The sequence below is a fragment of the Frankia sp. R82 genome, from assembly GCF_023716925.1.
Lineage (GTDB): Bacteria > Actinomycetota > Actinomycetes > Frankiales > Frankiaceae > Frankia.
The window spans coordinates 1-25,144 of record NZ_JAMQQG010000026.1; the positions used below are offsets into that span (position 1 = coordinate 1).

The 25,144-nt window shown below is 70.1% G+C and carries 22 protein-coding genes and 1 pseudogene; 15 read left to right on the forward strand and 8 right to left on the reverse strand.

The window, feature by feature from the left end; all coding sequences use genetic code 11:
- Positions 1 to 1,477: pseudogene (gene istA, locus ND747_RS07610) on the reverse strand (IS21 family transposase); the annotation flags it as partial.
- A gap of 656 nt (positions 1,478 to 2,133) precedes the next feature.
- Here istA and ND747_RS07615 point away from each other — a divergent pair.
- Complete coding sequence (locus ND747_RS07615; protein ID WP_251732770.1) at positions 2,134 to 3,777, forward strand: hypothetical protein; 1,644 nt, start codon at positions 2,134 to 2,136, stop codon at positions 3,775 to 3,777.
- Between the two features lie 28 nt (positions 3,778 to 3,805).
- Here the strand turns inward: ND747_RS07615 and ND747_RS07620 are convergent, their stop codons facing one another.
- Positions 3,806 to 4,327, reverse strand: coding sequence for a flavoprotein (locus ND747_RS07620; protein WP_251732771.1), 522 nt, complete (start codon positions 4,325 to 4,327; stop codon positions 3,806 to 3,808).
- Positions 4,327 to 5,910: a hypothetical protein gene (locus ND747_RS07625; RefSeq protein ID WP_251732772.1), complete on the reverse strand. Its 1,584-nt coding sequence runs from the start codon at positions 5,908 to 5,910 to the stop codon at positions 4,327 to 4,329. The genes ND747_RS07620 and ND747_RS07625 overlap by 1 nt, the downstream gene beginning before the upstream one ends.
- Before the next feature lie 374 nt (positions 5,911 to 6,284).
- Here ND747_RS07625 and ND747_RS07630 point away from each other — a divergent pair, with 374 nt between their 5' ends.
- The 12 genes from ND747_RS07630 to ND747_RS07685 all read left to right on the forward strand — a co-directional run bounded on the left by ND747_RS07630 (position 6,285) and on the right by ND747_RS07685 (position 16,022).
- Entirely contained in the window at positions 6,285 to 6,725 is a 441-nt protein-coding gene (locus ND747_RS07630; RefSeq protein ID WP_251732773.1) for a hypothetical protein, read from the forward strand.
- 120 nt (positions 6,726 to 6,845) lie between these two features.
- Positions 6,846 to 7,718, forward strand: a complete 873-nt coding sequence (locus ND747_RS07635) for an SAM-dependent methyltransferase (RefSeq protein ID WP_251732774.1) — start codon at positions 6,846 to 6,848, stop codon at positions 7,716 to 7,718.
- 375 nt (positions 7,719 to 8,093) lie between these two features.
- Positions 8,094 to 8,480 carry a 6-carboxytetrahydropterin synthase gene (locus ND747_RS07640; RefSeq protein WP_251732775.1) on the forward strand — a complete coding sequence of 129 codons (387 nt, stop codon included), beginning with the start codon at positions 8,094 to 8,096 and terminating at the stop codon, positions 8,478 to 8,480.
- Between the two features lie 8 nt (positions 8,481 to 8,488).
- Complete coding sequence (locus tag ND747_RS07645) at positions 8,489 to 9,202, forward strand: 7-carboxy-7-deazaguanine synthase QueE (RefSeq protein ID WP_251732776.1); 714 nt, start codon at positions 8,489 to 8,491, stop codon at positions 9,200 to 9,202.
- Positions 9,192 to 9,746 carry a phosphoribosyltransferase family protein gene (locus tag ND747_RS07650; RefSeq protein WP_251732777.1) on the forward strand — a complete coding sequence of 185 codons (555 nt, stop codon included), beginning with the start codon at positions 9,192 to 9,194 and terminating at the stop codon, positions 9,744 to 9,746. Before ND747_RS07645 ends, ND747_RS07650 begins: the two co-directional genes overlap by 11 nt.
- Positions 9,743 to 10,867 carry a glycosyltransferase family 4 protein gene (locus ND747_RS07655; RefSeq protein ID WP_251732778.1) on the forward strand — a complete coding sequence of 375 codons (1,125 nt, stop codon included), beginning with the start codon at positions 9,743 to 9,745 and terminating at the stop codon, positions 10,865 to 10,867. The genes ND747_RS07650 and ND747_RS07655 overlap by 4 nt, the downstream gene beginning before the upstream one ends.
- A gap of 106 nt (positions 10,868 to 10,973) precedes the next feature.
- Entirely contained in the window at positions 10,974 to 11,675 is a 702-nt protein-coding gene (locus ND747_RS07660) for a PIG-L family deacetylase (RefSeq protein ID WP_251732779.1), read from the forward strand.
- Positions 11,672 to 12,475 (forward strand): WbqC family protein, encoded by an 804-nt coding sequence (locus tag ND747_RS07665; protein ID WP_251732780.1) that lies wholly within the window; start codon positions 11,672 to 11,674, stop codon positions 12,473 to 12,475. The genes ND747_RS07660 and ND747_RS07665 overlap by 4 nt, the downstream gene beginning before the upstream one ends.
- Positions 12,462 to 13,211 carry a hypothetical protein gene (locus ND747_RS07670; RefSeq protein WP_251732781.1) on the forward strand — a complete coding sequence of 250 codons (750 nt, stop codon included), beginning with the start codon at positions 12,462 to 12,464 and terminating at the stop codon, positions 13,209 to 13,211. The genes ND747_RS07665 and ND747_RS07670 overlap by 14 nt, the downstream gene beginning before the upstream one ends.
- Positions 13,208 to 14,260 carry a radical SAM protein gene (locus ND747_RS07675; RefSeq protein ID WP_251732782.1) on the forward strand — a complete coding sequence of 351 codons (1,053 nt, stop codon included), beginning with the start codon at positions 13,208 to 13,210 and terminating at the stop codon, positions 14,258 to 14,260. The genes ND747_RS07670 and ND747_RS07675 overlap by 4 nt, the downstream gene beginning before the upstream one ends.
- Positions 14,257 to 15,360, forward strand: coding sequence for a DegT/DnrJ/EryC1/StrS aminotransferase family protein (locus tag ND747_RS07680; RefSeq protein ID WP_251732783.1), 1,104 nt, complete (start codon positions 14,257 to 14,259; stop codon positions 15,358 to 15,360). The genes ND747_RS07675 and ND747_RS07680 overlap by 4 nt, the downstream gene beginning before the upstream one ends.
- Positions 15,354 to 16,022, forward strand: coding sequence for a PolC-type DNA polymerase III (locus ND747_RS07685; RefSeq protein WP_251732784.1), 669 nt, complete (start codon positions 15,354 to 15,356; stop codon positions 16,020 to 16,022). The genes ND747_RS07680 and ND747_RS07685 overlap by 7 nt, the downstream gene beginning before the upstream one ends.
- A gap of 8 nt (positions 16,023 to 16,030) precedes the next feature.
- On the opposite strand, the gene ND747_RS07690 is transcribed toward ND747_RS07685, so the two are convergent.
- Positions 16,031 to 16,534 carry an NUDIX domain-containing protein gene (locus ND747_RS07690; RefSeq protein ID WP_251732785.1) on the reverse strand — a complete coding sequence of 168 codons (504 nt, stop codon included), beginning with the start codon at positions 16,532 to 16,534 and terminating at the stop codon, positions 16,031 to 16,033.
- Between the two features lie 170 nt (positions 16,535 to 16,704).
- Between ND747_RS07690 and ND747_RS07695 the strand changes: the two genes are divergently transcribed.
- The gene (locus ND747_RS07695) at positions 16,705 to 17,577 is read left to right on the forward strand and encodes a hypothetical protein (RefSeq protein ID WP_251732786.1); all 873 of its coding nucleotides are present in this window, start codon (positions 16,705 to 16,707) and stop codon (positions 17,575 to 17,577) included.
- Positions 17,574 to 19,214, forward strand: coding sequence for a PEP/pyruvate-binding domain-containing protein (locus ND747_RS07700; protein WP_251732787.1), 1,641 nt, complete (start codon positions 17,574 to 17,576; stop codon positions 19,212 to 19,214). Before ND747_RS07695 ends, ND747_RS07700 begins: the two co-directional genes overlap by 4 nt.
- Positions 19,215 to 19,409: 195 nt before the next feature.
- On the opposite strand, the gene ND747_RS07705 is transcribed toward ND747_RS07700, so the two are convergent.
- Genes ND747_RS07705 through ND747_RS07720 form a run of 4 tightly spaced genes read right to left on the reverse strand, consistent with a single transcriptional unit; the run spans position 19,410 to position 24,986 of the window.
- Entirely contained in the window at positions 19,410 to 20,738 is a 1,329-nt protein-coding gene (locus ND747_RS07705; protein WP_251732788.1) for a hypothetical protein, read from the reverse strand.
- A gap of 6 nt (positions 20,739 to 20,744) precedes the next feature.
- Entirely contained in the window at positions 20,745 to 22,046 is a 1,302-nt protein-coding gene (locus tag ND747_RS07710) for an ATP-binding protein (protein ID WP_251732789.1), read from the reverse strand.
- 31 nt (positions 22,047 to 22,077) lie between these two features.
- Positions 22,078 to 23,622, reverse strand: coding sequence for an SCO6880 family protein (locus tag ND747_RS07715; protein WP_251732790.1), 1,545 nt, complete (start codon positions 23,620 to 23,622; stop codon positions 22,078 to 22,080).
- The gene (locus tag ND747_RS07720; RefSeq protein WP_251732791.1) at positions 23,619 to 24,986 is read right to left on the reverse strand and encodes an aminoglycoside adenyltransferase; all 1,368 of its coding nucleotides are present in this window, start codon (positions 24,984 to 24,986) and stop codon (positions 23,619 to 23,621) included. Before ND747_RS07720 ends, ND747_RS07715 begins: the two co-directional genes overlap by 4 nt.
- Between the last annotated feature and the right edge of the window lie 158 nt (positions 24,987 to 25,144).

Genomic DNA, 25,144 nt, shown 5'->3' on the forward strand with positions numbered 1-25,144 from the left:
CGCCCGGCCAGCTCGGCCGGGCCGGCGGGGATGTCGGCCTGGGCGGACTTGCGGGCCTCGACCGCGACCGCGTCGGCGGTCAGCGCCCCGGCGGACAACGCGGCGGCGATCCCGGCGACGACATGCTCGTGGGCCATCGTGCGGTGCAGCAGCAGGACCTCGACCAGGGCGCGGGTGCCGGCCGCGTCCCCGTGGGCCCGGCGTGCGGCGCCCCACCAGGCGTCGTGGACCGGGGTGAACCGGCCGGCCGCGCGGGCCTGCTCCAGCGCGGTCGCCCCCGGCAGCGCGCCGGGTTTGCGCAGCAACGCCTCCAGGTAGTGGTCAAGATCGAGGCTGTCCTGCCCCTTGGCGATCAGCCGCGGATGGCGGGCGACCAGGGTCCGGCCGTCGTAGATCTCCAGCTCGGACGCCGACAGCAGCACCCGGACCTGCCGTCCGATGAGCCGGACCGGCACCGAGTAGCGGTTCATCCGAACCGTCACCTGCCCATAGCGGTCCACCCGCGGGGTGAACAGCCGCGTGGTCGCGAAGTCGTCGTCCGGCAACGGGTCCAACAGCGGTACCTCGGCGGCGAAACACTCCCCGACCGTGCGGGCCCGCGCCCCGATCCGCCGACCGTCGTCGGCGGCGTCCCAGACCTCGATCGCAGCGTTGAGCTCATCCAGCGAGTCGACCTCGGGAACCGGGACCAGCCGGTTGCGGCGGAACCGGCCGACCTCGCCCTCGACCCCGCCCTTCTCATGCGCCCCGTCACGGCCGGGCAGGCAGTAGAACGCGTCCAGCCCGTAATGCGACCGGAATGCCACCCACCGGTCCGTCTCCGTGCGAGTCCGCCCGAACGTCACTGCTGACACCGCCGAGCTCAGGTTGTCGTAGCGCACCTTCCCCGCGGCACCCCGCCCAGGACCCGCAGCGCGTGGACATGCCCCTCGAGGAACGCCTCCTGCCCGCAGGTCGCGAAGACCCGGTGCACCGCCTTCCCCGAGTACGACATCCGGAACACGAACAGGAAACACTTCGTCGAGACCCCGCGAAGCAGGATCCAGACGTCGCCGAAATCGACCTCCGCGTCCATTCCGGGAGAGTGTTTCTGCGGGACGAACACCTCCGCCGGCCCTCGCCCCGCCTCGGCGCGAACCTGCCCACGGCGTTTCGAGACGTAGTCAGCGACCGTCGAGTAGGAAACGCCCTCCATCTCATACTCGGCGACCAGCCGGTCGTAGATCCGCTGGATCGTGTGCCGCTGCTTGGCCGGCGCGTCCAGGTCCGCCCGCAGGATCCCATCGATCGCCGGCTTGAACGGGTCCAGCCGCGACCCCCGCGGCGCCATCTTCTTCCGCGGCGCCGGCCACGCCCCGGACAACGCTTCACGCACCACCCGCCGGTGCACCCCGTGCTTGCGCGCCAACGCCCGCACCGACAACCCCTCGACCCGCGAGTCCCGACGGATCGCCGCGAACAGCTCGACCTTCGACATCGGCGTCACCGACCGGCCCTCCCCACCGCCGCGCACGCCGATCATCCGGCCGACCCACAGCCGCCACGCCGAACCTGACCAGAGGGCCCACGACCGGACTACCAGCCGTCACCCACCGTCATCGCCACAGGTGGGGCCAAGACTCACCGAACCAACCCGGCCGATCCACCCAGTGGAGCCGACTCTCGCTGGAAGGTGGGGCCACTTGAATCGCTCAAAGCCAAGCGGACACTCGGCCTCTTCCATCCCCCCATCAGCCCGAACTCCGCCGGCTGGCGGGCACTCTGCAGCGCCCTCGACGCCTACGACGCCGCACAAGCCGCCGGCCTCGACACCACCCCGGCACGCCACTGCATCATCGCAGCCGCCTCCGCGCTTCCCGGGACCTCCCGATTCCGGGCAGGAACGTTCCCCACGACGTCCGAGAACACCGACAGCTTCCCCACCGGACTCCCCCGAAAGCACCTGGAACATCGCGAACCGTCGCGTCAGTCGTCCTGAAACACCCACGAAGCGGCCTGACCGCAGACCCGCCCTCGAAGCCAGGCGCCACCGTGGCAGCAGGGTCAGTCCCCTTCCAATCACGAGGGACTCCGCACTTCATCCGCCATGGGTGGTCAATCGAACTGTTCACCTCCCGCTGACGGTGCTCCACGGTGAGCCCCGACCCGATACTGAAGCCCACGGCGATCGTGGAGACATCCGGCGGGCACTGGCAGCTGATCCGCACGCCGCAATCCCGACGCCCCGTGGCCGCGTTCTTCCAGCCGGACGGGACCGGCGCCGATCCGGAATCGGGCCTGTGGTCGGCGCAGGGGACGGTCTGGCAGGTGGAAGAGCAGCTGGGATTCCCCCTCCCCCACGCTGTCCACCGGGCACTCCAGCGCAGCGAACCAGTCGGGCAGCACCTCTGGCCGCCCCCCGAGCAACTGCGGCCGGTCGCCGATCTCGGGCCGGCCGATGTTCCCGACTCGACGATTCCGCGACGATTCGACCAGGTCCACGTTGTCGGCGGCGACTCGCAGACCTACGGCCGGCTCATGCACGGCGACCAGCCGATGCGTAGCTGGCAGCACGGCCGATACCGACTCGACCTCCACGCGGTGTCCAAAGTCCAGCAGACAGGCCAGCATCTCGAGTTCGACGTCGCCTACCGGGTCTGGACCGACGGTCTCATCGCCTTCGCCGGAGACGACCTGCACCTGGCCGGATTCGACCCCTTCGCCGACGAAGCCCTACGGCACCTGGCCGGGTTCCCCCGCACCAGCAGGACGGACAGCGACCTCACCGCCAGGCAGGCGGACTTCCTCGCCCACCATGCCACCGCCCTGACCAGCATGCTCCTGCCACCAACCCACCCCTACCCGCCCGGCACGAGGATCTCCGCCCAGAACACCAGATCCGCCCTCACAGCAGTCGGCACAGTCGTCGACACCGCCCGCAACGCCGCCGGCGATCTCCTCTACCTCTGGCGACCCGACGTCTACGACCTGCCCGGCCACCCCTACCGGGCCCGACACCACGGTCACACGCTGGTCTCGCCCCACCACCAGGTGGAACCCACGCTCGAAGCGCCGGACACCGCCATCGACGGCCCCGACGGATCAGCCGTCCTCACCTACGGCAGCCGGATACGAACGATCGACCACCCCGGCTTCCACCACGCAACGGTCCTGCGCGCACGCCTCGGCCCCGAGGAGCTCTTCTACGACGTGCTCCCCGATCGCCAGACCGCCGTCGTGCAGATCCCCGCGACGGACGTCGTCCCGGTCGCCGGCACCGCCTGGCCGACGACCGTCACCATCCTCGAGGCCCGCACAGCAGCCCAGGTACCCCTGAAAAACGATGAGATCATCGTCGCTCTTCGCGAGTTGACCACCACCATCTCGACCCCGTTCGGCCCCATGGCCCGCGTCGCCGAACGGCGGCTGCCCTCACTGGACGCAGCACTCGATCCGCACACTCCCGACGTCCCCGCGCCCGAGCAGGTCAGGTTCACCCGCACATCCACCCGTCACCCCTCGGTCGTGTCGATCGACCAGAACCAGCTCCAGCTCGTCGACCCCACCCACGGCTTCATGACCGTGCAGTCAGACGCCTACGCGGCCGCACTGACCCGTTCCAACGCCGACCTCACCCAGCTACTCACCAGCCGGCAGACCGTCGCTCTGGACGGCTCCGAATCGCACGCCACCCTCGCCGCGCTCACCGCCATCCACTTCCCTGACGTCTCACCAGCACGCGACGCGCCCGCCCCCGACCCACCCGTCGACGGGCCGACATTCGACCTGGACCTCTGACCGCGGCCGACATCAGATCATCCGCGCATCACCGTACGGGCAGGGCATCCAGCACCGGCTGCCAGGTGAAGTCCGTCTGGCCCTCGGCCGGCTGGATCGCATTGGTCGCCAGCACGGTGAAGCCGAACGCGGCCAGATCACACAGGGCCCGTCCGAACGCCGGGTGCGCGGCCAGGCTCGCTTTGACGTAGGGGGCCACGACCACCGGGAGCTCAAGCCCGATCGCCTCGTTGACGACACCAAGCGCCGGACTGTCATTGATCCCGGCCGCGCATTTGTTGATCGTGTTGAAGGTAGCGGGGACGACCGCCACGGCGTCTGCCTGCGGGAGACGGGGTTCGTCCGGCTGCCGAGGCCGGGTTCGCACCGGATGGCCGGTCAGCTCCTCCAGCGCGCGTACATCCAACCAGGAGGCGGCGGGCAGCGTAGGCACGACACACACCGACCAGTCTGCGTCGTGAGCCGCACGTACCAGCGCGGTGATCTGGCTCGCGGGCGGCGCCGCGCATACGACCAGATGAAGGACCCGCCGATCGCCCTCGGCCGCCATCAGGCGGATATCCCAGCCTGCTCGGCGACGCTGCGCAGGATCGGGACGGTGGATCCTCGAGCGCGGTGCAGCAGGGTCGTGACCACCCAGCGGGCCGCAGGATCGAAGCGCAGCATCTGGGGAGCACGCCGGGCCACATCAAGGATGTGCACGGCCGCGACATCGTTGTCGCCCAGGCTGGTGTGCGCGCTCGCGAGATCCACGTGGACACGGGCGCGCCGGCCTGCCAGGGGCACCGGCAGAAGCCGGGTGTCGATCTGAGCGCCTATCCGGACGGCCTCGGCCGGGTCGTCCAGGGTCTGGGCGCCGGCGAGGGCGTGGATCGCCACGTTTGTCGGCCCGAACGCCGACCACAGGCGGTTGTCATCCCGGCCGAGCACGGCCGCCTGGTCGGCTGCCGCGTCGAGGCGTCGGTGGGCCTCGACGCGATCATCGCGCCGTACCGAGATCATTGCTGCGAGCAGGAGCAGCGCGCCCCGCGCCGAGACGACATCCGGATCATCGATCCCGCTCCGCCGTCCGTTCAGGGCGTCAAGCGCCTCGAGCGCGAGACGTTCGGCGTCAGCGGGACGTCCTGTGTCATAGAAGACGCAGGCGATCTGCCGCCGGGCGGTGGCGACCAGTGCCGGGGCGTCACCGATCAGCGCGGCGTGCTGGCCGCGGTCCGCGGCGAGCCAGGCAAGGTCATGATCGCCGGTTTTGGTTGCCAGTTTGGCTGCGGCGACGTAGACCGCAGCGCGGGTGCGCCCAACCATCCGCGGATCGACTCCAGCCGGTGGATCGGCTGCGAGCGCCTCCACGCTGCGCACGGCGACCGGGAGAAGTCTGGCTGCCGACGCGAAATCGGCCTCCTGGTATCTGCTGTGGCAGTCCCGGGCCAAGGCGGTGAGCTCGTCGAGGACGGCCGAGGTCATTCTGCGATCGCTTGGCTGTTCCGTCGGCGCGGTGATGGCCTCGCGCAGCTCCGCCAGGAGATCGCCGCCGGCCGGCGGCTCGGAGTCTCGGCCCGCTGAACCAGCGTTGCTCTGGTGGTTGGGGAGTATCGCGGTGGCGACGCCGACGACCGACGCCCCGATCAGGAACTGCTGCCGATTGAGCTGGCCGGGCTTCGTTACCGCGTCGTGCTCACCAGGTTCGGTCTGCGCGGGAGCTTCGGCGCTTCCGGCTGACGTGCCCTTGGCTCGGATCGTGGCGAGCAGATGCAGGTCTGCGGGGGTGAGGTGCTCGCGGTCGTCGAGATCGAGCAGGTGGTGGATGTCGGTGCCGTACGCCTCCGCCAGCAGCGCGAGGATCTGCGGGGTGGGGCGGCGGCGCATCGGATGCGGCCACAGCTCCAGCTCGGACAGTTTCGCGCCGGTCATCGCGGCCCTGCCCGTGGGATCCAGGCCCAGCCGGGCTGCGTGCGCGTTGAGGTGTGCCGCTGCCTGGGTCTGCGACCAGCCGCACGCGAGGCGGTGGGCCGCCCGGGGGCGAAGCCGGTAGCGGCGGCCGAGCTCCACGGCGATCTCGTCACGGCTCATTCCGGCCGTGTGCATCCGGATCCGTAGCTCTTCCTGCTCGGCCCGCTGACTCGACCTGCTCATGGCGCCGCGACCAGCTCCCCTCCGGACTCCACAGCCGTCGTGCCCACATGTCGAGGATAGGTGACAGGCAACCACCCGGTACGCCCCTCGAGTCGCGCTGCGTGCGTTACGGACGCCCACCAGCGGGCCCGACTGCGAGATTCTCCCCCACGGGCGTTCATCTGTGCAGCTCACGGCCATCGTGACGACGCGAGGAAACGTCCGCACTACAAGGGATCTTTTCCGCTTCGCGATACGGCAGTCTCGTGTCGTCCGGCCGTCGGTTCCCCCCCGAGCCGTCGGCCGGATTCCACCGACGCACCCCGCGGACGAACCATCATTTCTTTGCTCTCAGTAAACCACTCACCCCAAACACGATCATCCGGAGACTTTGCGTGTACCTGCTCGAGATGGCAGCCATCGGCGGCGACAACCTCGCGCCCACCGGCGGCCTCTACAACTCCTACCTGCACCGCCGCGGAGAGCTCGACCTGACCCTCGAGACGATCAACGGACTGGCGGACCGCTGCCAGCAGTACACCGGAAAGATCCTCGGAATCTTCCTGGAGATGACCGCCCTCGCCGGCGACATCGACCAGGCCCTGCAGACCGGCCGGCACCTCGGCCCCGATGAGCGGGCCGAACTCCGCAGGAAGGTCGCCCGGCGCAACACGCTGAGCCTGCAGGCAGAGCAGCTCTACCTCGACGCGGTCCTTGACGGGCAGGACCTGCTCGCCGAGGAGCAGCTGAGGCTTTTCACCGAGGGCGTCGAACAGGAACGAGAGAGGGCACGGGCGGCTGTCGAAGCTGGCCTGCGGCGCCCCGCACTGCTGTAGCCGAGAACCCATCCATCGCGGCGGTGATGTAGGTGATGTATCCGCAGGTATTGCCGCCGGGACCGAATCCGCCACCTTCGCCACGTCCGTCTGTCTTCCCACCCGGGATCGGAATCCATCATGCCGCCTGAGACATCGACGCCCGCCACACCCGCCACGCTGTTCGGAACCGACGCAACGCGCACGCGCGCACCTCTCGCGCCCGCCGAGCTGCGCGTGGACGTCGCGCACGCGGCCAGAATGTACGACTACTACCTCGGCGGTAAGGATCACTTCCCGGCAGACCGCGACGCCGCAGAGGCGGCCCTGCTCGCCCTTCCGACGCTACGGATCGCCGCACGGCAGAACCGGAGTTTCCTGCTCCGGGCCACCCGCCACCTCACCGAGGTCGGAATCCGGCAGTTCCTGGATATCGGCACCGGTATTCCCACGAGCCCCAACCTGCACGAGGTCGCCCAGACAATCGCCCCCGACAGCCGCATCGTTTACACCGACAACGATCCTCTTGTTCTCGCGCATGCCCGCGCGCTGCTCACCAGCGTCCCCCAGGGTGCCACCGCCTACCTCGACGCCGACCTCCACGACCCCGACCGCATCCTGACCTCGCCAGAACTCCACGACACCCTCGACCTCACCCGACCGGTCGCCCTGTCCCTCATCGCCATCCTGCATTTCCTTCCGGACGACCACGACCCGTACAACATCGTCCGGCGTCTGATGGACGCCCTGCCCTCTGGCAGCTACCTGGCGCTCACCCACATCACCGCCGACCATGATCGGGAAGCGGTGGACGCCGCCGCGGAGGTCTACCGCCAGCGCGGCATTCCGGTGCAGGCACGATCCATCGACGACATCGAGTGCTTCGTCGACGGCCTGGATCTCCTCTACCCAGGCGTACGGCTGGTCCACCGCTGGCGGCCGGACGACGGGGTGCCGCCGGGCCTCACCGATGCCCAGGTAAGCGTCTACGGCGCGGTGGCACGGAAGTCGTGAAAGTGCAGCCAGCGGTTCACCTTCACCGCCAGAACACATGTCTGGCGCCGGCATGACACAGCGCCGCCTGCCGCGGATCAGCCGGCCCTGCTACAACAAGCCCGGCCGCTGCCCCGGCTGGGCCGGCGGCGGCCTCACCTACGCCCGGCGAGCACGATGCGAAGGCGGGCACCTTCGTATCCCGGATAGTTCCGGATGGCGATGGCAGCTGTGGCCGTGGCTGCCACACCGCTGCCCAACCTGCCGGCTCATCGTGCTTCCGGCGCATGTCTGCTGGCTCTCCGGACCTTTCCTCTGGGACAAGCTGCGGCACCGGACGCGCCGGACGACACGATCGCAAGACCACCCAGAATACTCGCCCGAAAGGGGTGAAGTGTGGAATACCGAATAGGTAAGAGATTCTCGTTCGACGCAGCCCACCATCTTGACGGGCTTCCTGCGGGGCACAAGTGCGCCCGCGTTCATGGGCACACCTACACGGTCGAGGTGGTGTTCGCAGCCGACCGTCTCGATGAACCCGGATTCGTGACCGACTTCGGCGACCTGGCACCCTTCGGTGCGTATCTCGACGAGTACTTCGACCACCGCGACCTGAACGACGTCCTGGATGTTCCGCCGACCAGCGAGTTGCTGGCCGCCCACCTGGCCCACTGGATCATCGGCAATCTGGAGCCGCTGGTTCAGGGACGGCTGGAGTCCGTTCGGGTGTCGGAGTCCCCCACCAGCTGGGCCGAGTTCACCCCCGCCGGGCGTGCCCAGTGATCGCCACCGTGCCACACCATGCACCGGCCCTCGCCCAGGACCTGCTTGTCAGCGAGACCTTCGGACCCACCTTTCAGGGCGAGGGCGCCTCGTCCGGCCAGCAGGCACTCTTTGTCCGCCTCGCCGCCTGCAATCTGACCTGCCGCTGGTGTGACACACCCTTCACCTGGGACTGGAGCGCGTTTGACCGTTCTGCCGAGACCCAGCACATCAGTATCATCGATCTTGTTCGCTGGACGGCGGGATTCGAGACGAAGCTCGTCGTCGTCACCGGCGGAGAACCGCTGCTCCAGCGCGACCGGCTGACGGAACTGGCGATCCTGCTGGAGATCGCCGGGAAACGCGTCGAGATCGAAACCAACGGCACGCTTGTTCCTGGTGCCGCGCTGGCCGCCTCGGCCGCGAGGTTCAACGTGAGCGTCAAACTCGCCCACAGCGGGGTGACGGAAGAACGACGCGTCCGACCAGATGCGATCCGAGCTCTTGCCAACACCTCGGCCTGCAGCTGGAAATTTGTCGTCCAGCAGCCGGGCGATCTCGACGAGATCGCCGACCTCGAGACCCGCTTCGGCCTCGAGCCGATCTGGGTGATGCCGGCAGGCACCGAGGATGCTTCCACGCTTGCGGTGATGAGAGCGCTGGCCGACGAGGTGCTGGTCCGCGGGTGGAACCTCACGCCTCGGCTGCACATTCTCCTCTGGGGAGACGCCCGTGGACGCTGACGTGCTCACCTGGCCCGAGCTCACCGACATCACCGAGAAACTGGCCGCCGCGGTGGCCGCCGATCCCGTGCCGGATGTCATCGTGGGTATCCTGCGCGGGGGGATGGTTCCCGCGGTTCTGCTTGCCCACCGTCTGGGTGTTCGGGACGTCCGCGCTCTCCCGATCACGCACACCCGGTACGACGGCGTGAACGCGCCGAAGACCGAGCGGCCAATGCTGGCGTACCCCGGCTCCGTCGGCCGTCTCGAGGGCCGGGACGTCCTGGTGGTCGATGACGTGATGGGCAGCGGAGACACCCTCGAGGCCGCCTGCGACCATCTGGCCGGCCAGGGCGCCCGCAGAATACGCAGCGCCATCTGCCTGCGAAATCGGGCGAACCAGCCGGTTGCCGACACTGACGCCCACGGCACCGGTGCCGGTGCCGGTGCCGGTGCTGACGTTGCCGGTGATGGTGGCGGTGGCGGTGGCGGTGAGGCGCGGATCCCGACCTACCTCGGGCGCGAGATCCAGCGGTGGGTGGTCTTTCCCTGGGAGCAGCCGTGACGACGGTGGCGTTCTGCCTGCTTACCTACCGGCCGGATCATCCGTCGGGTATCGAGCGCAGCATCGCCGCGTTGGCCGCCGGCCTGCGCGGGCTCGGCCACACAGTCGTGATCCTCGCTGGCGGTCCGGGGGAACCGGGCGACGAGGCCGAGCCCGGGCTGATCCGGCTTGCGTCGGTGCGGCTGCCTCGTCCGGCGCTCAACGCCGACGTGCTCGCCTCGATTGCCGAGCCCGAGCCGGTCCTGGCCGAGGTGTCGCGCGTGCTGCATGACCTGTCGGTGCAGGTCGTGTGCTGGGGCGCACCCGTCTGGGGTCTCGGCCACCTCAGTCCGGCACCAGCCGGTGTGCGGACCGCGCTGATGATGCACAACACGATCCGGCCCAGCTCGGCGGACACGTGGGCGAAGGCGATAGCCGCCGCCGACGTCGTGCTGCCGGCGAGCCCCTATCTGGTGGCCGCGGCGCACAGGGACGGCTGGGACACCCGTGCCTGGCGGGTGGTGCCCAACGGGCTGCTCACCGTCCCCCGGGCAGCGGACCGCGAACTGCGGGAGCGGCTACGCACGTCCGGTCCGCTGCGGCTGGTGTCCCGGGCCGCGCCGGTCAAGGGGCAGGCCGAATTTCTGGCGGCGATGCCGCCGCACTGGGATCGCCAGGTGGAGGTCGTGCTCGCCGAAGCCGATTTCGAGTTCGAGCCCGGCGAGCAGGCCGCGGCGCTGGCTGCCTGCCGCGCCCAGGCGGCCCGACGTCCTGACGTGGTGCACCTGCTGCCGGCGCTGGGCTGGCGGGAGGTGCCCGCGTTCTTCGCCGGCGCGGCGGCCACCGTCATCTCGTCGGTGGAGCCCGAGACGTTCAGTCACACGGCCGCCGAGGCGCTGTCCACCGGCACCCCGGTGATCACCTTCGATCACGGTTATGTGCCGACGCTCATCGGCCCGGCCGGACGGGTCGTGCCGCTGCGGTCGGGTTTTCCCGCCGTCTGGGCGGCACTCGACGACCTGCTGGCAGACGCCGACGCCTACCACGCCGCCAGTTCCGCGGCGCCGACGCGCATTGCCCCGCACACCCCGGAAAAGGCGGCCGAGGCATTCCTCGCCGCGACGGCCACCTCGACTCCCTGAACGCCGACCCTGAGCTCCACAACCCGCGAAGCCGGGCCAGGCACCACCGCCATACGGGCCCCGTATGGCCCCGTCCAACCCCTTCCACGGTCAAGAGGAGGGCTCCGTGTTCGGACTACTACCCGGGGACAGAGCGCTGGTCGTCGGCGCTCATCCTGACGATGAAACCGTCGGCATGGCCGGCACGATCGCCGCCATGACCGGCTACGGCATCCAGGTCGACGTGCTCTCCGTCGTCTGCGTTACCACGCCGATGTACGGCGGCCACTCCGACAGCCGCACGCGGCTTGACGAGTTCCACGAGGCGTGCGACGTCCTGGGCGTCGACCGGCGTCGGGTCGCGTGGCTCGACGACCGGCGTGCGGCCAGTCCGAGCACGCATCTTTCCGAGCTGGTCGCTCTGATCGAGACGGGCGAGGACGTGTCCCTGGCCGCCTCACGGCCGGCCGCCCTGTTCATCCCGGCAGGCGGCCATCACCAGGACCACCAGGCCGTGCACCTCGCGGCCCTCGCCGCGGTCCGCCCCGGCCCTCGGCCTGGGCGCCCCCTGCCGCGCCTCGTACTCGGCTACGACGGGCCCGAGGACCGCGCCTGGCTTGCTGGTTGCGCACCGCGGCCCGTGCTCATCGACATCACCTCAGCCCTCCAGGCCAAAGCCAAGGCACTCGCCTGCTACCAGAGCCAGCTGCGCGACGATCCGCATCCCCGCAGCATCGAGAAGATCCAGGCACAGGACTGCGCGGCGGGCGCCGAGATCGGTGCTCACGCCGCCGAACGGTTCGCCGTCTACCGGATGGCGTTCTCGTGACCAGCCCCGACACCGCCAACGCCACCACCGACAACGACGCCGCCGCCGTAGATGCCGCCACCGGTCACGTTCTCGTCGCGCATCAGCCGGCCTATCTGCCCTGGCCTGGCTACTTCGCCCGGCTGCTGGACGCGGACCGGTTCCTCCTGCTCGATCATGTCCAGTTCAGCGCGGGCAGCTGGCAGCAGCGCAACGTCACCCTGGGCAGTGACGGCACCCGCCGGCTGCTGACGGTTCCGATCCGCCGGCCGCACCACCAGCCGATCCGCGACGTCATGATCGCCGATGACCGGTGGCGTGCACGCCACTGGCGGATCATCACAGACGGCTACCGGTATGCGCCCTTCTGGCCGCAGTGGGAGCCGCACCTGGCGACGATCTACGACCGGCCCTGGGAGCGGCTTGCCGCGCTGAACGAGGCGCTGCTGCGCCTTCTGCTGGACGGATTCGGGCTGTCCGTGAAGCTCGTCCGCTCCAGCGAGCTTGCGCCAGCGGGCCATCGAACCGACATGCTGATCGACCTGTGTCGGCTGACCGGCGCCCGGGTCCTGCGCGTCGGCACCGGCGCGACCAGCTACCTCGACGGTGACAGCCTTGCCCGCGCCGAGATCGGGATCGAGGTGGCGACCTACTCCCATCCGCCCTACGCCCAGGGCCGCCGCGGCTTCCTGCCCGGCCTGTCAGCCCTGGACCTTCTGTTGCACTGCGGCCCGGCCGCCCGCAGCATCCTGGTCGCCGGTGCGGCGGTCAGCCCTTGGACCTCGGCCCTCGCCTCGGAGGTTTCCCATGCCACCCGATGATCAGAACCCGACGATGACGACCGGTCCGAGGCCAGCCGGGCCGACGCTGGCCAAGCCCGATTCCACGTCCGTCCGACCCTGGGTCACCCTCGAAGGCATCAACGGGGTCGGCAAGACCTACCTCGCCGACCGCGCCGTCGACCAGCTCGGCACCCGCTGCGTGCCGCTGGTCGAACTGCCCGACCACGACAGCGACGGGCTCCCAGGACAGGTGATCCATGCCCTGCACGCGACCGGCGACCACTTTCTGCAGACGGGGCATCCGAAGACCGAAACCCTGCTGCTGGCCGCCCTCCAGGTGCACCGCCACGAGGCCACCCGGCTCGAAGCGGGCCAGGTCGTTCTCGAGGACCGCGGCCCGTACAGCGTGGCCGTCTACCAGGCCGCCGTGCTCTGCGCCACCGCCTCCCTCGACGAGGCGTTCGCCACTGCCCGCACCATCCTGGACCTGCTGACCCAGTGGCGGCCCCTGCCCACTGCCACGCTCCTGATCGTCGACGATCCGCGCCTGTGCCGGGAGCGGTTCGAGCGGCGAACCGGTCGCCGTGCCAGCCCCGGCGAGGTGGTGCTCATGGAGCGCGTGGCCAGCCTCTACGACATGTTCGCGGCCACCCTGCCCGGCCCGTTCGCGTTCGAGGTGCTCGACCGCACGAAGCTGGACACGGACGCCTGCGTGCACCGCATCGTCGCGGCCTGCGAACGAGTGGCCGCCACCCCGACCCTGGAGGCCCGGTGATCACCAGTGGTGCCCATGAGGGGACCACCGTGTTGTGGGCGCTGCGCAGCCCCTGCCCGCTGGCCTGCGAGTACTGCTACTTCGGAGCACTCGAGGAGCATCGGGAGAACCCCGTCACCGCACCGGGAACACTCTCCCATCTGTCCCGCGACGACCTTCCCGCCGGTGACGTCCTCGCCTTCGCCCGCACCATCGCCGGGTCGGCGGTGCAGCGGGTGTTCCTGGCCGGCGGAGAGCCTCTCGTGTGGCCGCCGATCCTGAGCCTGATCGAGATCCTCCGCAGCGGCGGGGTGGAGGTGGTCGTCTGCACGAACGGCATCCCGCTGAACCGCCCGGAGATCACGCGTTCACTCGTCGAGCTCGAGGTCGACGCGGTGTCCGTGTCCCTGGACTCGCTCGACGCCCGCTACCACGACACCTGGCGCCCCTCGCGCAACGGCAAGGACGGCTGGCAGCAGGCCGTCGACGGCCTCCGGACCCTGGTCACCGCCCGCGGCAACGCGCCGACCCCGCGGATCGGGATCTACATGGTCCTCACCCGGCGCAACCTCACCAGCCTCGCCGCGACCGGTCGCTTCGCCGCTGACCTCGGCTGCGACTACTTCGTCCCGCAGCCGGTCGCACTCGACGCGGGCCACCGGCTCCACTCCGAGCTCACCCTGGTCGAGGACGATCTGCCAGCCCTTGGGCAGCAGTTCACCGCCCTCGCCAACGCGCGGTTGCCGCTGTGGACACCGGCGGTCGACTACCCCGGCCGGATCGCCGACGCGGTGCGGACCTCCGTCGGGTCCGTCCGCGGCTGTTTCGGGGGCCGGCGTCTGTTCTTCGTGCAGCCCGACGGGTCGGTCTGGGACTGCCCGTCGTCGCTGCGGATCGCCGCCACCCCGCCGTCGCGCCACCGGACGATTCGGGGCAACACCGCTGCCGAGGTCTTCACCGCGGACGACAGCTGCGCGGACTGCGCACTGTTCTCCGTCGACTGCGTGAACATGTGGCCCCTGATGGACTTCGACCGAGTCCTGTCCACCACCGCTGGGACGGCGCCGTGACCGTGCCTGATCCGTTGGCCCTGCTGGAGCAGGTGGTGACGCGCAGGCCGGATCCCGCCAGCCGCGAGCAGGCGGCCCTGTTGGAAGCCGAACTCGCCGCCGCCCACGACGTGGCGTACGCGGTCGTCGTCTCCTCCGGAACCGCGGCCCTGCACACCGCGCTCGTTGCCGCCGGGATCGGCGCGGGCGACGAGGTTCTGGTCTCAGCCATCCCCGTGATCATGACGGTGGCGGCCGTGGTCCTGGCCGGCGCCCGGCCGGTCTTCGTCGACACCGGGCCGGACGGCGAGCCGTTCGATGTCGCCGATGCCGCTTCCAAGATCACATCCAGGACGCGGGCCGTGCTTCCCGTCCATCTCGGCGGACGAAGCGGCGACCTGCAGCCGGTGGTCGATCTGGCAGCCCACACCGGCCTTCACCTCATCGAGGATGCCTGCCAGGCGCATGGCAGCCGCTACCGGGGATGGCTGCTCGGCACGCTGGGATCGGCCGGCTGTTTCTCGCTCAAGGACGGCAAGCTGCTCTCGTGCGGCGAGGGCGGCTACCTCGTCACCAACGATCCCGACCTCGCCGCCCGGGCCCGGGCGTTCCAGTCCCACTGGCAGACGCCGGCACCCGGCCAGCCGGCGCTGACCCGTCTCGGCACGAACTACCGGCTCGCCGAGCCGCTCGCCGCGCTGGCCCGGCTCAGCCTCGCCGGCTTCGACGCCAGGCTCGCGCGCCATCGCCATGGCGCCAACCGACTCGTCCACCTGGTCGGTGACGTGCCCGGTCTCACTGTCATTCCGGCTGCGCCAGAAGAACAGCCCAACGGCTACTGCGCGATGTGGCGGATCCTGCTCCCCCGTCCGCGGGAACTGTCCGGCCGTCTCGCCGAAGCCGGCGTGGTCAACAGCGTCGGATCCTTCGGCCTGCGCGCCGCCCACCAGCATGTGGCCTGCCGTTCTCTGCACCCCGCGCCCTGCCCGAACGCCGCACACGCGGCCGACTCCCTGCTCGCGGTCCCGGTCTCGTTGCCAGATTCGGATTCGAGCTTGGACGACGACGGCCGACTTGCCTGGATCGCGGACCTGATCACGACAGAGGTATCGGCATGGTGATCCTCGACGACCCGGAGTTCCAGGCCCATACGTTCGTCGTCCTGGACTTCGAGGCACTCACGCCCAAGGGCCGTCCGGCCGAACCCACCGAGGTCGCGGCGGTGGCGGGCTCGTTCCGCACCGGCCGCTGGGTGGAAACCGGCCGGTTCAGCGCGCTGATACGGCCACCCGACGATGTGCCGGTGACCCGGTTCGACGTCGAACAGACCGGGCTGACCGAGGAGGTGCTGCGTGCCCAGGCCCCCGCGGCGCAGGTCATGGCGTCCCTCGACGGACGGCTGACCGCACCGCCCTACCGTCTGGTCGCCCACCATGCGCCCACCGAGGCCGGGCTCATCGCCCGCCAGCACGAACACTGCCCGCGGCTGGCCGCGACGCCGCTGCTGTGCACCGTCCGGCTCGCCCGCGTCGCCTACCCCGAGCTGCCCTCCCACAGCCTGAACGCGGTGCTCCACCACCTGGGCATCCCGCTGCCCGCGGACCGGCACCGGGCCCTGCCGGACGTGGAAGTGACCGTCGCCGTGTTCGCGCAGTTGCTCGCCGACGGCGCCGCCGCCGGCCACTGGTCAACCCTGGCCGACCTCGACCGTCTCGGTGGCCTGCCGCCCAGACACCCGCCGCCGGGCCCGGCGGATGCCGCCGTCCAGCCTGCCCTGTTCTGATCCGGCCCTCAGCGGTGCGCCAGCTGCGCGACGTCACCGATGCGGCCGAACAGTTCCTTGGCCTGCAGTTTCGAGTCCTCGGCGACATCCGCCGCGTCGGCGAGCTGCCGTTCGTCGAACCAGCGCACCTGGGTCTCCGGCAGCTCCACATCCCCGTCCCAGAACGCGACGAAAACATGATCGACATGTACATGCCGTGCGGCGCAGTGGTTGTCCGGACTTGCCGCCATCTCGACGATCCACCACGGTGCGATCACCGGCCGGTGCGGGAAGCCGTCGGGCAGGGGTGTCGCCAGGCCAGCCACCAGCCGGACGCGGCAGCCAAGTTCCTCCTCGACCTCCCGGACCGCGGCCTCCGCGGCGCTCTCGTACGCCTCGACATGACCACCGGGCGGCAGCCAGCCGCCGAACCGCGGATGCCACATCATCGCCACCTGCCAGGCCGCGTCCTCGCCCCGACGGAACACGAAAACCGTCGCCGTCGCCTCCTTCGCCACCGCCTCCTTGCTCATCGGACCTGCCTTTCCACCATCGGCCGCACCGGCGCTGTCGTAGGAATGGCGCGAGCCTCCCATACCGCGTCTGCCCGTCTTCGGCCGCAATCCCACGCACCCACGCGGGGACACCCGAAACGTCGGCGCACCCAGACCCAGCAGCTTCGGACCCAGTGCGGGAGGTGGCCATGGAGGCCGTCTGGAACGGAATTCTGACCTGCGACTACGAACGAACCCGGCCGCAGGCCAGCCGCCTGGAATGGGATCTCTACACCACCTCCCTGATCAGCTGGCCCACGATTCTCATGGACGATCCGAGGCCCTACGGCCGGCTGCGCCGCGCGGGCATCGTCGACATCCCCGAGCCCACCCACCGCGACCTGACCAGCACCTGGCACCGCCAGCTCGCCAGCCTGCGCTACACCGACCACCTGATCGCCCGCACCACCCGCGACCGCACCGTCGCCCGCGCTGCTCTGGACCGTGTGGACGACGCCCGCCGGCGCCAGGACGTCGACGACCTCACCCGGGCGCTCGCAGCGACCACCGCGGCCTTCATCAGGGTGAACGCCACGCACATCGTCAACTGGCTGCTTCCCGAGCAGCACTGGGAACGCCTGCTCACCGGCATCTTCGGCTCGTCCGACACGGCGCTCACCTGCCTGTCGGCGCTGCAACTCCCGGCCGCACCCGGGCACATCCTGGCCACCTACCTGCAGCCGCGTCACCCGCCCGTGGCAGCAGCCGCATCCGGCGTGGTGGCAACGGCCCGACCGCAGGCCTCCACCGACCGGCCCGCGGACCTGCATGCCCGCCGCACCCGGGCCGCCAGCCGCCGCGAGGCCTGGACCACCGCCGCCCTGCTCGCTACCGCCGGCACCGACACCGTGGTCACCGAGGTCCGCGCGCTGAGCCGTCTTCTCAGCTGGGCAGCCGACAGCGAGGAACGGCGCAACGAACTCCGCGGACGCCTTCTCGCCGCTGCCCACGCCTGGTGCGCCCTCACCAACACCGACCGCAACCAGATCACCGCGGCCGACCTCCTGGGAGAACCCCGATGACCTTTGCTGAGGTGACCGGCCTCGCCGATGCCACCGACCGGGCCAGGCACGGACGCAAGGCCGCGGCCCTCGCGACCCTGATCGCCCAGGGGCTTCCGGTGCCCGACGGGCTCGTCCTGCCCGCCGACCTCACCGACGCGCAGATCGAAGGGGCGGTCCCTGACATCGTGGCCTGGGCCAGGTCCCACGCCGTCCGATTCGGCCTTGTCGTTCGGTCCTCGGCGCCCGAGGAGGACGGCCCGCAGGCGTCGTTCGCCGGCCTCTATGCCTCGCGCTTCACGCGCATCCGTCCCCCAGCGCTGCTCGCCGCCATCCGCGAGGTACGCGCCGGCGCGACCGCCCCCGCTGTCGCCGCCTACGCCGCGCACCGCCATATCCACCTCACCGGCCGCCTTGCCGTCCTCATCCAACCCGCGATCCGCGCCCGCGCCGCCGGAGTGCTCGCCGCGGACTTCGATCCCACGGGACGCCTGCGACGGTGGGCGTTGGACGCCGTGCACGGCCTTGCGGTGCCCGTGGTCAACGGAAGCCAGCGCGGCGAACATCATCACAGCGACCGGGACAGCCCGGTCCCCGCCGAGCAGGACGTTCTGCTGCTCCCCGGCACCGCCCGTGAGCTACGCCGACCCCCCGGCGAATGGATCGAGCTGCCCGCAGAGAAAGGACTACCGCCGCACCGGGTCAAGATCCAGACTTCTGCCGACGGCCTGCTTCAGCTCCATGCGACCCTCCAGGCGGAGGGCCATCCCCTCGTCACCCCGCCGACTCGGGACCGCCTGCTTCGCCTCGCTGGCCGGGCCGCCGCGGCCCTGGGCCTCGACCAGATCGACATCGAGTGGGCCGCCACCGGCGGCCGGACCCTCTACATCCTTCAGGCCCGCCCGCTCACCGGACCCATCCCCGAGCCTCACACAGACACTCCCTCCGACGACGACGCGGCCTGGCACGGTATCCCGGCATCGCCCGGCCGGGGTGGCGGTCCCGCCCACCATGTGCGCGCGGCGGCGGCCACCCCAGCCGGCGGGGCTGGCGGCGCTGTGATCATCTGCGACAACATCGGCCCTGATGCCCTCGACGCTCTCCTCGCCGGCCCGGCGGCAATCGCCGCGACCTCCGGCGGGCCGCTCTCCCACGCAGCCATCGTTGCCCGCGAGCTCGGCGTCCCCTGCGTCACCGCCCTGCCCGCCGACCTACACACGATCAAGCCGGGAACCCTGCTCACCGTCGATGGAACAGCGGGAACCGTCCAGATCACCGCCGTCCCGGAAGCATCATCGGACCGGCAGCGCACGTCACTCGCGGACGCAGCCGTCGTGACCTCGGCCCTGCCGGCCCGTCCACCCGACGACGGACGCCAAGCGACGATCCTCCTCTATCTGCCCGGCGGGGCGTTACCGTTTCTGCCAAACGACGCCGAGGGAGCCTCATGTCCGGCGGAACCACCCATCGGCGTTCTGCAGCCCAGCGACCAGCCACCGCTGCCGCCCTTGCCGGCCGGATACCAGGAGCACCGGGTGGAAGGACTCGGCAGGCTCGCCTGGCCAAGCAGCGCCGGCCCGTTGCCCAGCCGGTTGGTCGTCCTCAATCTCGAGAACCTGATCTACGAGAGGCCGACTGGAGCCGTCGGGCCGCTATGAACTTCCCGCAACGATGCCCTGGTCGATGTGGTCACACATCTGCATCCGAAACCATCAATCGCTTTCGGCCTGTCGATGTCGCTATTCATGCTATGCTCAGTACGCCTCGCCAGCACCCCCCGAGCTGGCGGGGCGCTTCATTGTGCGGGTTCAGGCTTCCACGCGAGTGGCCGACGAAACTGCACCCCGCCCGCGTCAGAGCGGTTCGATTTCCACCTCTGTTCCTGCGCTCGATGGTTCCACGCGATGTGAGTGGCTCCATACCTGGCCGAGGACCGGGTCGCGTGGGGGTAGTTCACGTTCCGGGCCGAGGACCGGCCCCTGCGGGCCGGCGTCGACCGTGGCGAACCCGCTGAGGCTGACGAGAACCTCGCCCTCCTGCAGGTGAATGCCGGCCTCGGTGCGAGTTGCGACGAGATCGTCGATCGATGGCCAAAAACTGCCGGAGATCGGCTCAATGTCCTGTGCGCTCAGCCTGACGGTCGACTCGGCGAGATCATCAGCCTGGATCTCGTACCAGGGAACGTCAGCTCTCGCAAAGGTACGGACCACCGTTCCCGTGGTAACGGTGTGATGGTCAATCGTTCGAACTCGAGAACCGTAGGAGAGGATCGGCTCGATGCCGCTGCTCGGCGCTTGCAGCGTCGGCACGAGGTCATCTGCGGAGAGAATCAGGAATGCGTCAGGATGTTCCCTCAGCGGGTGCCCCGGAATTCTGGAAATCTCGGGATGGACTGCGTACCATGTGGCGCCGTTTGCGTCGGTGATCGTGTCCGTGACGGTCACCGTGATATCTGTGGGCCGGCCGTCCTTGCCGACAAGTGCGACCCGTGTTCCCTGGGGATACGGGGATGCTGGTAGCGCAATGGACCGTAGCAGATCCTTCCCGTGAGCTGCGACAGCGCTTTGCTGGCGCGCTGTCAGGGTGCTCGGCGCCCGGCCGGTGATCGCATGCGCTGCCACTTGGCGGACCAGCTCGTCGTCCTCGGCGTCCAACTCCTGGGAGACGGGCACATTGTCGGCAGCAGTCAGGTCGGAGTCCAGCCACAGCCGATAGGAGACCGCCTGCGCGGCAGCTGGGCCGGCGGTGAGGCTGACGATCTCGATGCGATGGCTGCCGTCCTCCCAGGTCCGCAGTGGGGCGTTGTCGTGCAGGATTCTGCCGTACGTGGCGAACCCGGCCCCGGGCATCAGCACAGGGCTGGTCCGAGTCGGCCGCCACCTGTCACGATCAGCCGAGGGAAAGTCGTTCGCGGCCGCTGGAGCAGCGTCGATGGTTTGTGCTGGTGCCGCGAGGACAGCCTGGTACATGGATTCCGGTATCACGAATCCGAGTGACTCCTCGAGTCTCCAGCGGGGGGCGGCCACGCGGTACGTGGCCTCTACCGGCTCGGTTCGCGTGCCCGTCGGGTAAAGCTCTGCGACGACGATCGGAGAGGCAGCCGATCGGGCATGGTGCAGTTCCCAGTACGCCCCATCGACGTGGATGAAGACCGGCGGAGAAGGCTTCGGTGTCGAAGACATCAGAAATCAAGATCCGGTCATGGCATGGTCGGTGTCGCAGAGGTCCCATTCCCAGGGGGCGACTACGTGATCCACGATGGCCGACTGCGTACCGACCTTCCACAGCGCCTGGAACGGCTGCAGAGATCGGAGCAGCGTTGCTTCGGTGCTGGTGAGGCCGAGGTCGGCGAGCAGGCCCCGGATCTGTTCGGGATTCTGGTGAAGAAAGACCCGGACGCTGGTCGTCGTCAGCAGCCCCTCGGCAATCTTCGCTGCGGCGGAGCCGTCGTCGACCTGGCTGCGCAGGTCGCTCAGCGCGTGCGTGATGAGGATGTTCGCCGCCCCCCACTGCCGTCCAAGCCGCCACTGGTCCTGCAGGAAGCGGGTGATCGCGAGGTCCTCGAGGGCCATCCAGGCCTCGTCGACGATGGTCAGCTTGTGCCGGTCACGGCTGCCGTACATCGCACCCTGCAGCCAGCCTGCGGCGGCGGCCAGCACGAGGCGCAGCGTGCGGCGGCGCGACAGCAACGCGGACAGGTCGACGATGAGTCCGGGTGCTCGGGCCCAGTCCAGGTCGACGCTGGTCGCGGTGTCGCAGATGCCCCGCAGGTCATCCTCGACGAGCAGGGCGACCGCGTCGAGCAGCGGCCGGCGCCGGTCGGCGAGCTCGTCCGGGGTGGTGTTGAGATCGTCGGCAAGGCTGGCCGGGGGTTCGGCGAGCAGGCGGCGCAGGTCGGGCAGGGTCGGGTCCGGCGTTCCGGCAGCGGTGAGCAGGCGCAGGCTCTCGTGCAGGATGCGCCGCTCGCCGGCCGGCAGGTTCGTGCGGTTCGTCGCGATGGCGACCAGTGCGGCCGCGACGCCGACCCGGTGGGCGAGCAGGTCCTCGTCGGCCGCGGCGGCGCGCGCCGGGCCGAGGTCGAAAGGGTTCACCCGGACGTCCCCGCCGTGGCGGAGCCGGAGCACGGCCCAGCCGAGAGCCTCCCCCAGACGGGCCCACTCGCCCTTCGGGTCCAGGACCGCGGTGAACCGGGTGGGGGTGAGTGCGGTGGATCGGTAGACGAGCGTTTTGGCGATCGCGCTCTTCCCATAGGCGCCGGCGCCGCACAGCACCATGTTGGGTCCCTGCACGAGGCCCTCCCGATAGGCCTCGTGCAGGTCGAAGAAGAACCCGCCGCCGCCCAGCCGGTTGCCGCCGAGGAAGGCTCCGGCCACCCCGAGCCGGGCGCCGATCCGCCCCGGGTACAGAACACACAGGTGCGCTGTGGTGGCAAGATCCCGGGGCAGCGTCAGGCGGTGCCGTGCGAACCCGGCCGTGGACCGACGGCCCACGTCGCGTCCTGCTCCGCCTGGCCGGTGGCCGCTACCGGACGGCATTGCGTAGTCCCTGGCTTGGTGCGCGTCCACCGGGAAGGCTCGCGGCCCACGCGCGATCGTGCCGGCCGTGCAATGCGCGCAGCTCGGTGATGCCGGTCTGCGCGGCCCGGTCCATCAGGCGCCGGCTGGCCTCGTCGAGTTCCTCCAGCGTGTGTGCGGCCACCCCGGCCAGGGCCAGGTAGCCGAACTCGGCATGCCCGCTCTGCAGTTCGACCTCCCGCTGGTCCACCGCGCTCTGGGCGCTCGCGAGATGCGTCGGGACGCGGAAGCCGTACCGTTCCCGGGCGGCGACAGCGGACTCGACCTGCACGGCATCCGAGGTGATGCGTCGCCGCGACGAACGCGACGAGATCGGCTCGCACAGGATCGCCAGTGTGTGCATGCCGTCCGGCTCGAACAGCAGCGGATCCAACCAGCCCGGTTGCAGCTGGGACCCGGGCCACTGCGTCACCCAGAACATGCGGTGCCAGACGTCGTCGACGCGGACCGCATCCCACCGGTTGAGCAGCGACAGGGGGCCGGCGTGCACCCCGGCGAGCGGACTCGCGAGGCCGGCATGTTCGGCGAGGCCCCGCCGCGCGCCACGCTGGCGGCCGACCGCGCCCGGGTCGGCGCGGATCCGGAAAGCCTCGGCGATCGCGACCGGAGAGTCCGGCGCGCCGGCCACCAGGCCCGCGGACCGGCACTGCTCCAGCAGGGTCGACGCGGTGGCGACCGCCGCCTCGGCCGGGTCGGCGTGCCGGGGTAGCCGCCGCGTGTCAATGGTCACCCACAGGCGCAGATCATGGTCGGCCAGGGCCGGGCTGATCTGGTCGAGCAGCGCCTCATAGTGGATCGCCACCTGATCATGTTCGGGCTCGGCCGGGTGCTCGGCCCGCCGGCCAGCCAGCCACTGGCGGTGGGCGGTGAAGGAGGCCGGCGCCGAACACAGGGACCAGCCCAGCTGCACGACCGTGCTGTCCCGCGTGAGGTTCGCCAGCACCGCCGACCAGGCGCCCAGGCGTTGATGCTGGTCGGCGGGGTCGAGCAGCACGATCTCCGTGCCGCGCGCCGAGATCAGGACACTCATGGTGCCCAGGCGCCGGTCGCGAATGACGCCGATCGGCGTAACGGAGTCCGTCGCCCCGGCCATAGCCGAGCGGGCCACACCGACGATCTCCAGGCCGGTGAGTACCGGTGGCAGTAGCACCGCCGGCGGCCCACCTCGTCTGCTCTCGATCGGCGCGGTTCGCGCCGCGGGCAGCGGTGCCCACCAGCGGTCCCGTCCACTCGCCCGCCGAGCAAGCTGGCGGGCGGCCAGGGGCAGCACCTGATGTGCCGGTCCGCCCGGTGCCGGCAGCAGTGCCACCAGGCAACAGCCGGCCGCGACAGCCACACCGGCGAGCACCGATCCGGTCAGCAGCGGCAGGGCCAACAGCGCGATCAGGCCGAACACCAGCAGGCTCAGCGGCCCGACCTGCAGGCCGAGGAACGAGCCGTTCTGGCGACGCCGTGCCAGGCGGTACGTCGGCGCCGGGGAACTGTCTGTCACGACAAGCCTCCTGGGGGACGAGACGAGCGAGGTGGCCGTGGTCTACGCGGCGGCGGCGACGGACCGCTGCCGCTCGAACCTGGTGACGGCGAGGGGTCGACCAGCGTTCGTGCGCCGGACCCCGCCGAGCGGCGGCCCTGCCCGACGCTTTCGCCTTCTGGCGCCGCGGATCTCGGGCCTGAGGACTGCCCGGACCTTGCCGCCGGACCGGTCGACCGGCCACCCATCGGCCGCTCCCCGCCAGCGGTTCCCGCGGTGGCCGTCGCCAGCCGACGGGACGGGCCCAGTCCGCCGCCTCCGGTCTGGGACGACGAACCCGGCGTCGCCGCGCCACGTCCGCCCATCCGCGACAGCGACGATCCCAGCGCCGACCCGAAGTAGGCGGTCTGCATCGCCTGCATCCCCGCGCGAAACGGCGCCCGGCTCAGGCCCTGGGCGATCACGGCCTGCTCCATGGACGGGATCATCCGCCAGACAATCCACGGCATAAAAGCCGCGATTCCGGCGATGGCCAGGCCCAGCAGAATGGCGGCCCAGTCGTCCCCACTGGCGGGGCTCGGGTTGCCGTTGATTTTCGCCAGATCGACCCCGACCCGCAGCGCAAGAAAGATCGCCGGTTTGATCATGACGATGGCGACCACCATCTCCACGGCTTTCCTCGCCGCACCACGCCCGGACGCCGTGGTCATCGTCATGAAGGACAGCGGAGCCATCGCCACCGTCACATAGACAAGCGCCGTCCGGACGACCAGCTCAAGCGAGATCACCATGACCGCGAACAGAACGAGCTGATTGAGAAGCAGGACACCGATGTTCGCGCCGGGCGTGGCCGCGTACGGCAGTATTGCGCCGGCCAGGTCGTCTGGCCTGAACTTGCTGGGTGGCAACATCCAGGTGGCGAGGACGTCGGAAACCTCCACGCCTTTGCTCACGGCCCAGGGGAATCCGAGAATGGAAAGGATCGCAACGACGACGTCACGGGGCAGGCGAGCCAGAGCCTGCCCCGGTTCACCGGAGAACAGGCCGGTTATCACACTGAGGCTGATGCAGCCCATCAGGCCCAGGCAGGCAAACGAGGCGACATCATGATAAGCCCCGTGTTGGCCGATGAACTCCTCGGCGGTCACGCGGGGTGTCATGGATCGGTGCACGAATCCGGTCACCATCGATCGGGCGGCGTCGACAACATTCTCATTCAGCCAGGAAACGATCGCCTTGGCGGCGCTCGTCGCCAGACCATCAATGCTTCCCGTGATGCCGCCACGCAGCCAGCTCGAGACGGACACGGGTTGCGCCGTGAAGCCTGCCGGTACGACGCCGAGCTGGCCGGCAGCCTCACCCGCCACCGGCCGTGTGCTCCGCAAGCCACTGATCCCCACCGACGCCGCCGTCTGCGGTGATGTGGCCGGACCCAACGTCCATCCGGGCGCATGGACGAGTCCGGGCTGGCCGCAGTCCGAGCTCTGCCCGGGTACCGACGGTGCAGGTGAACCTCCGCGCAGTTCCGACCAGAGCGCAACAA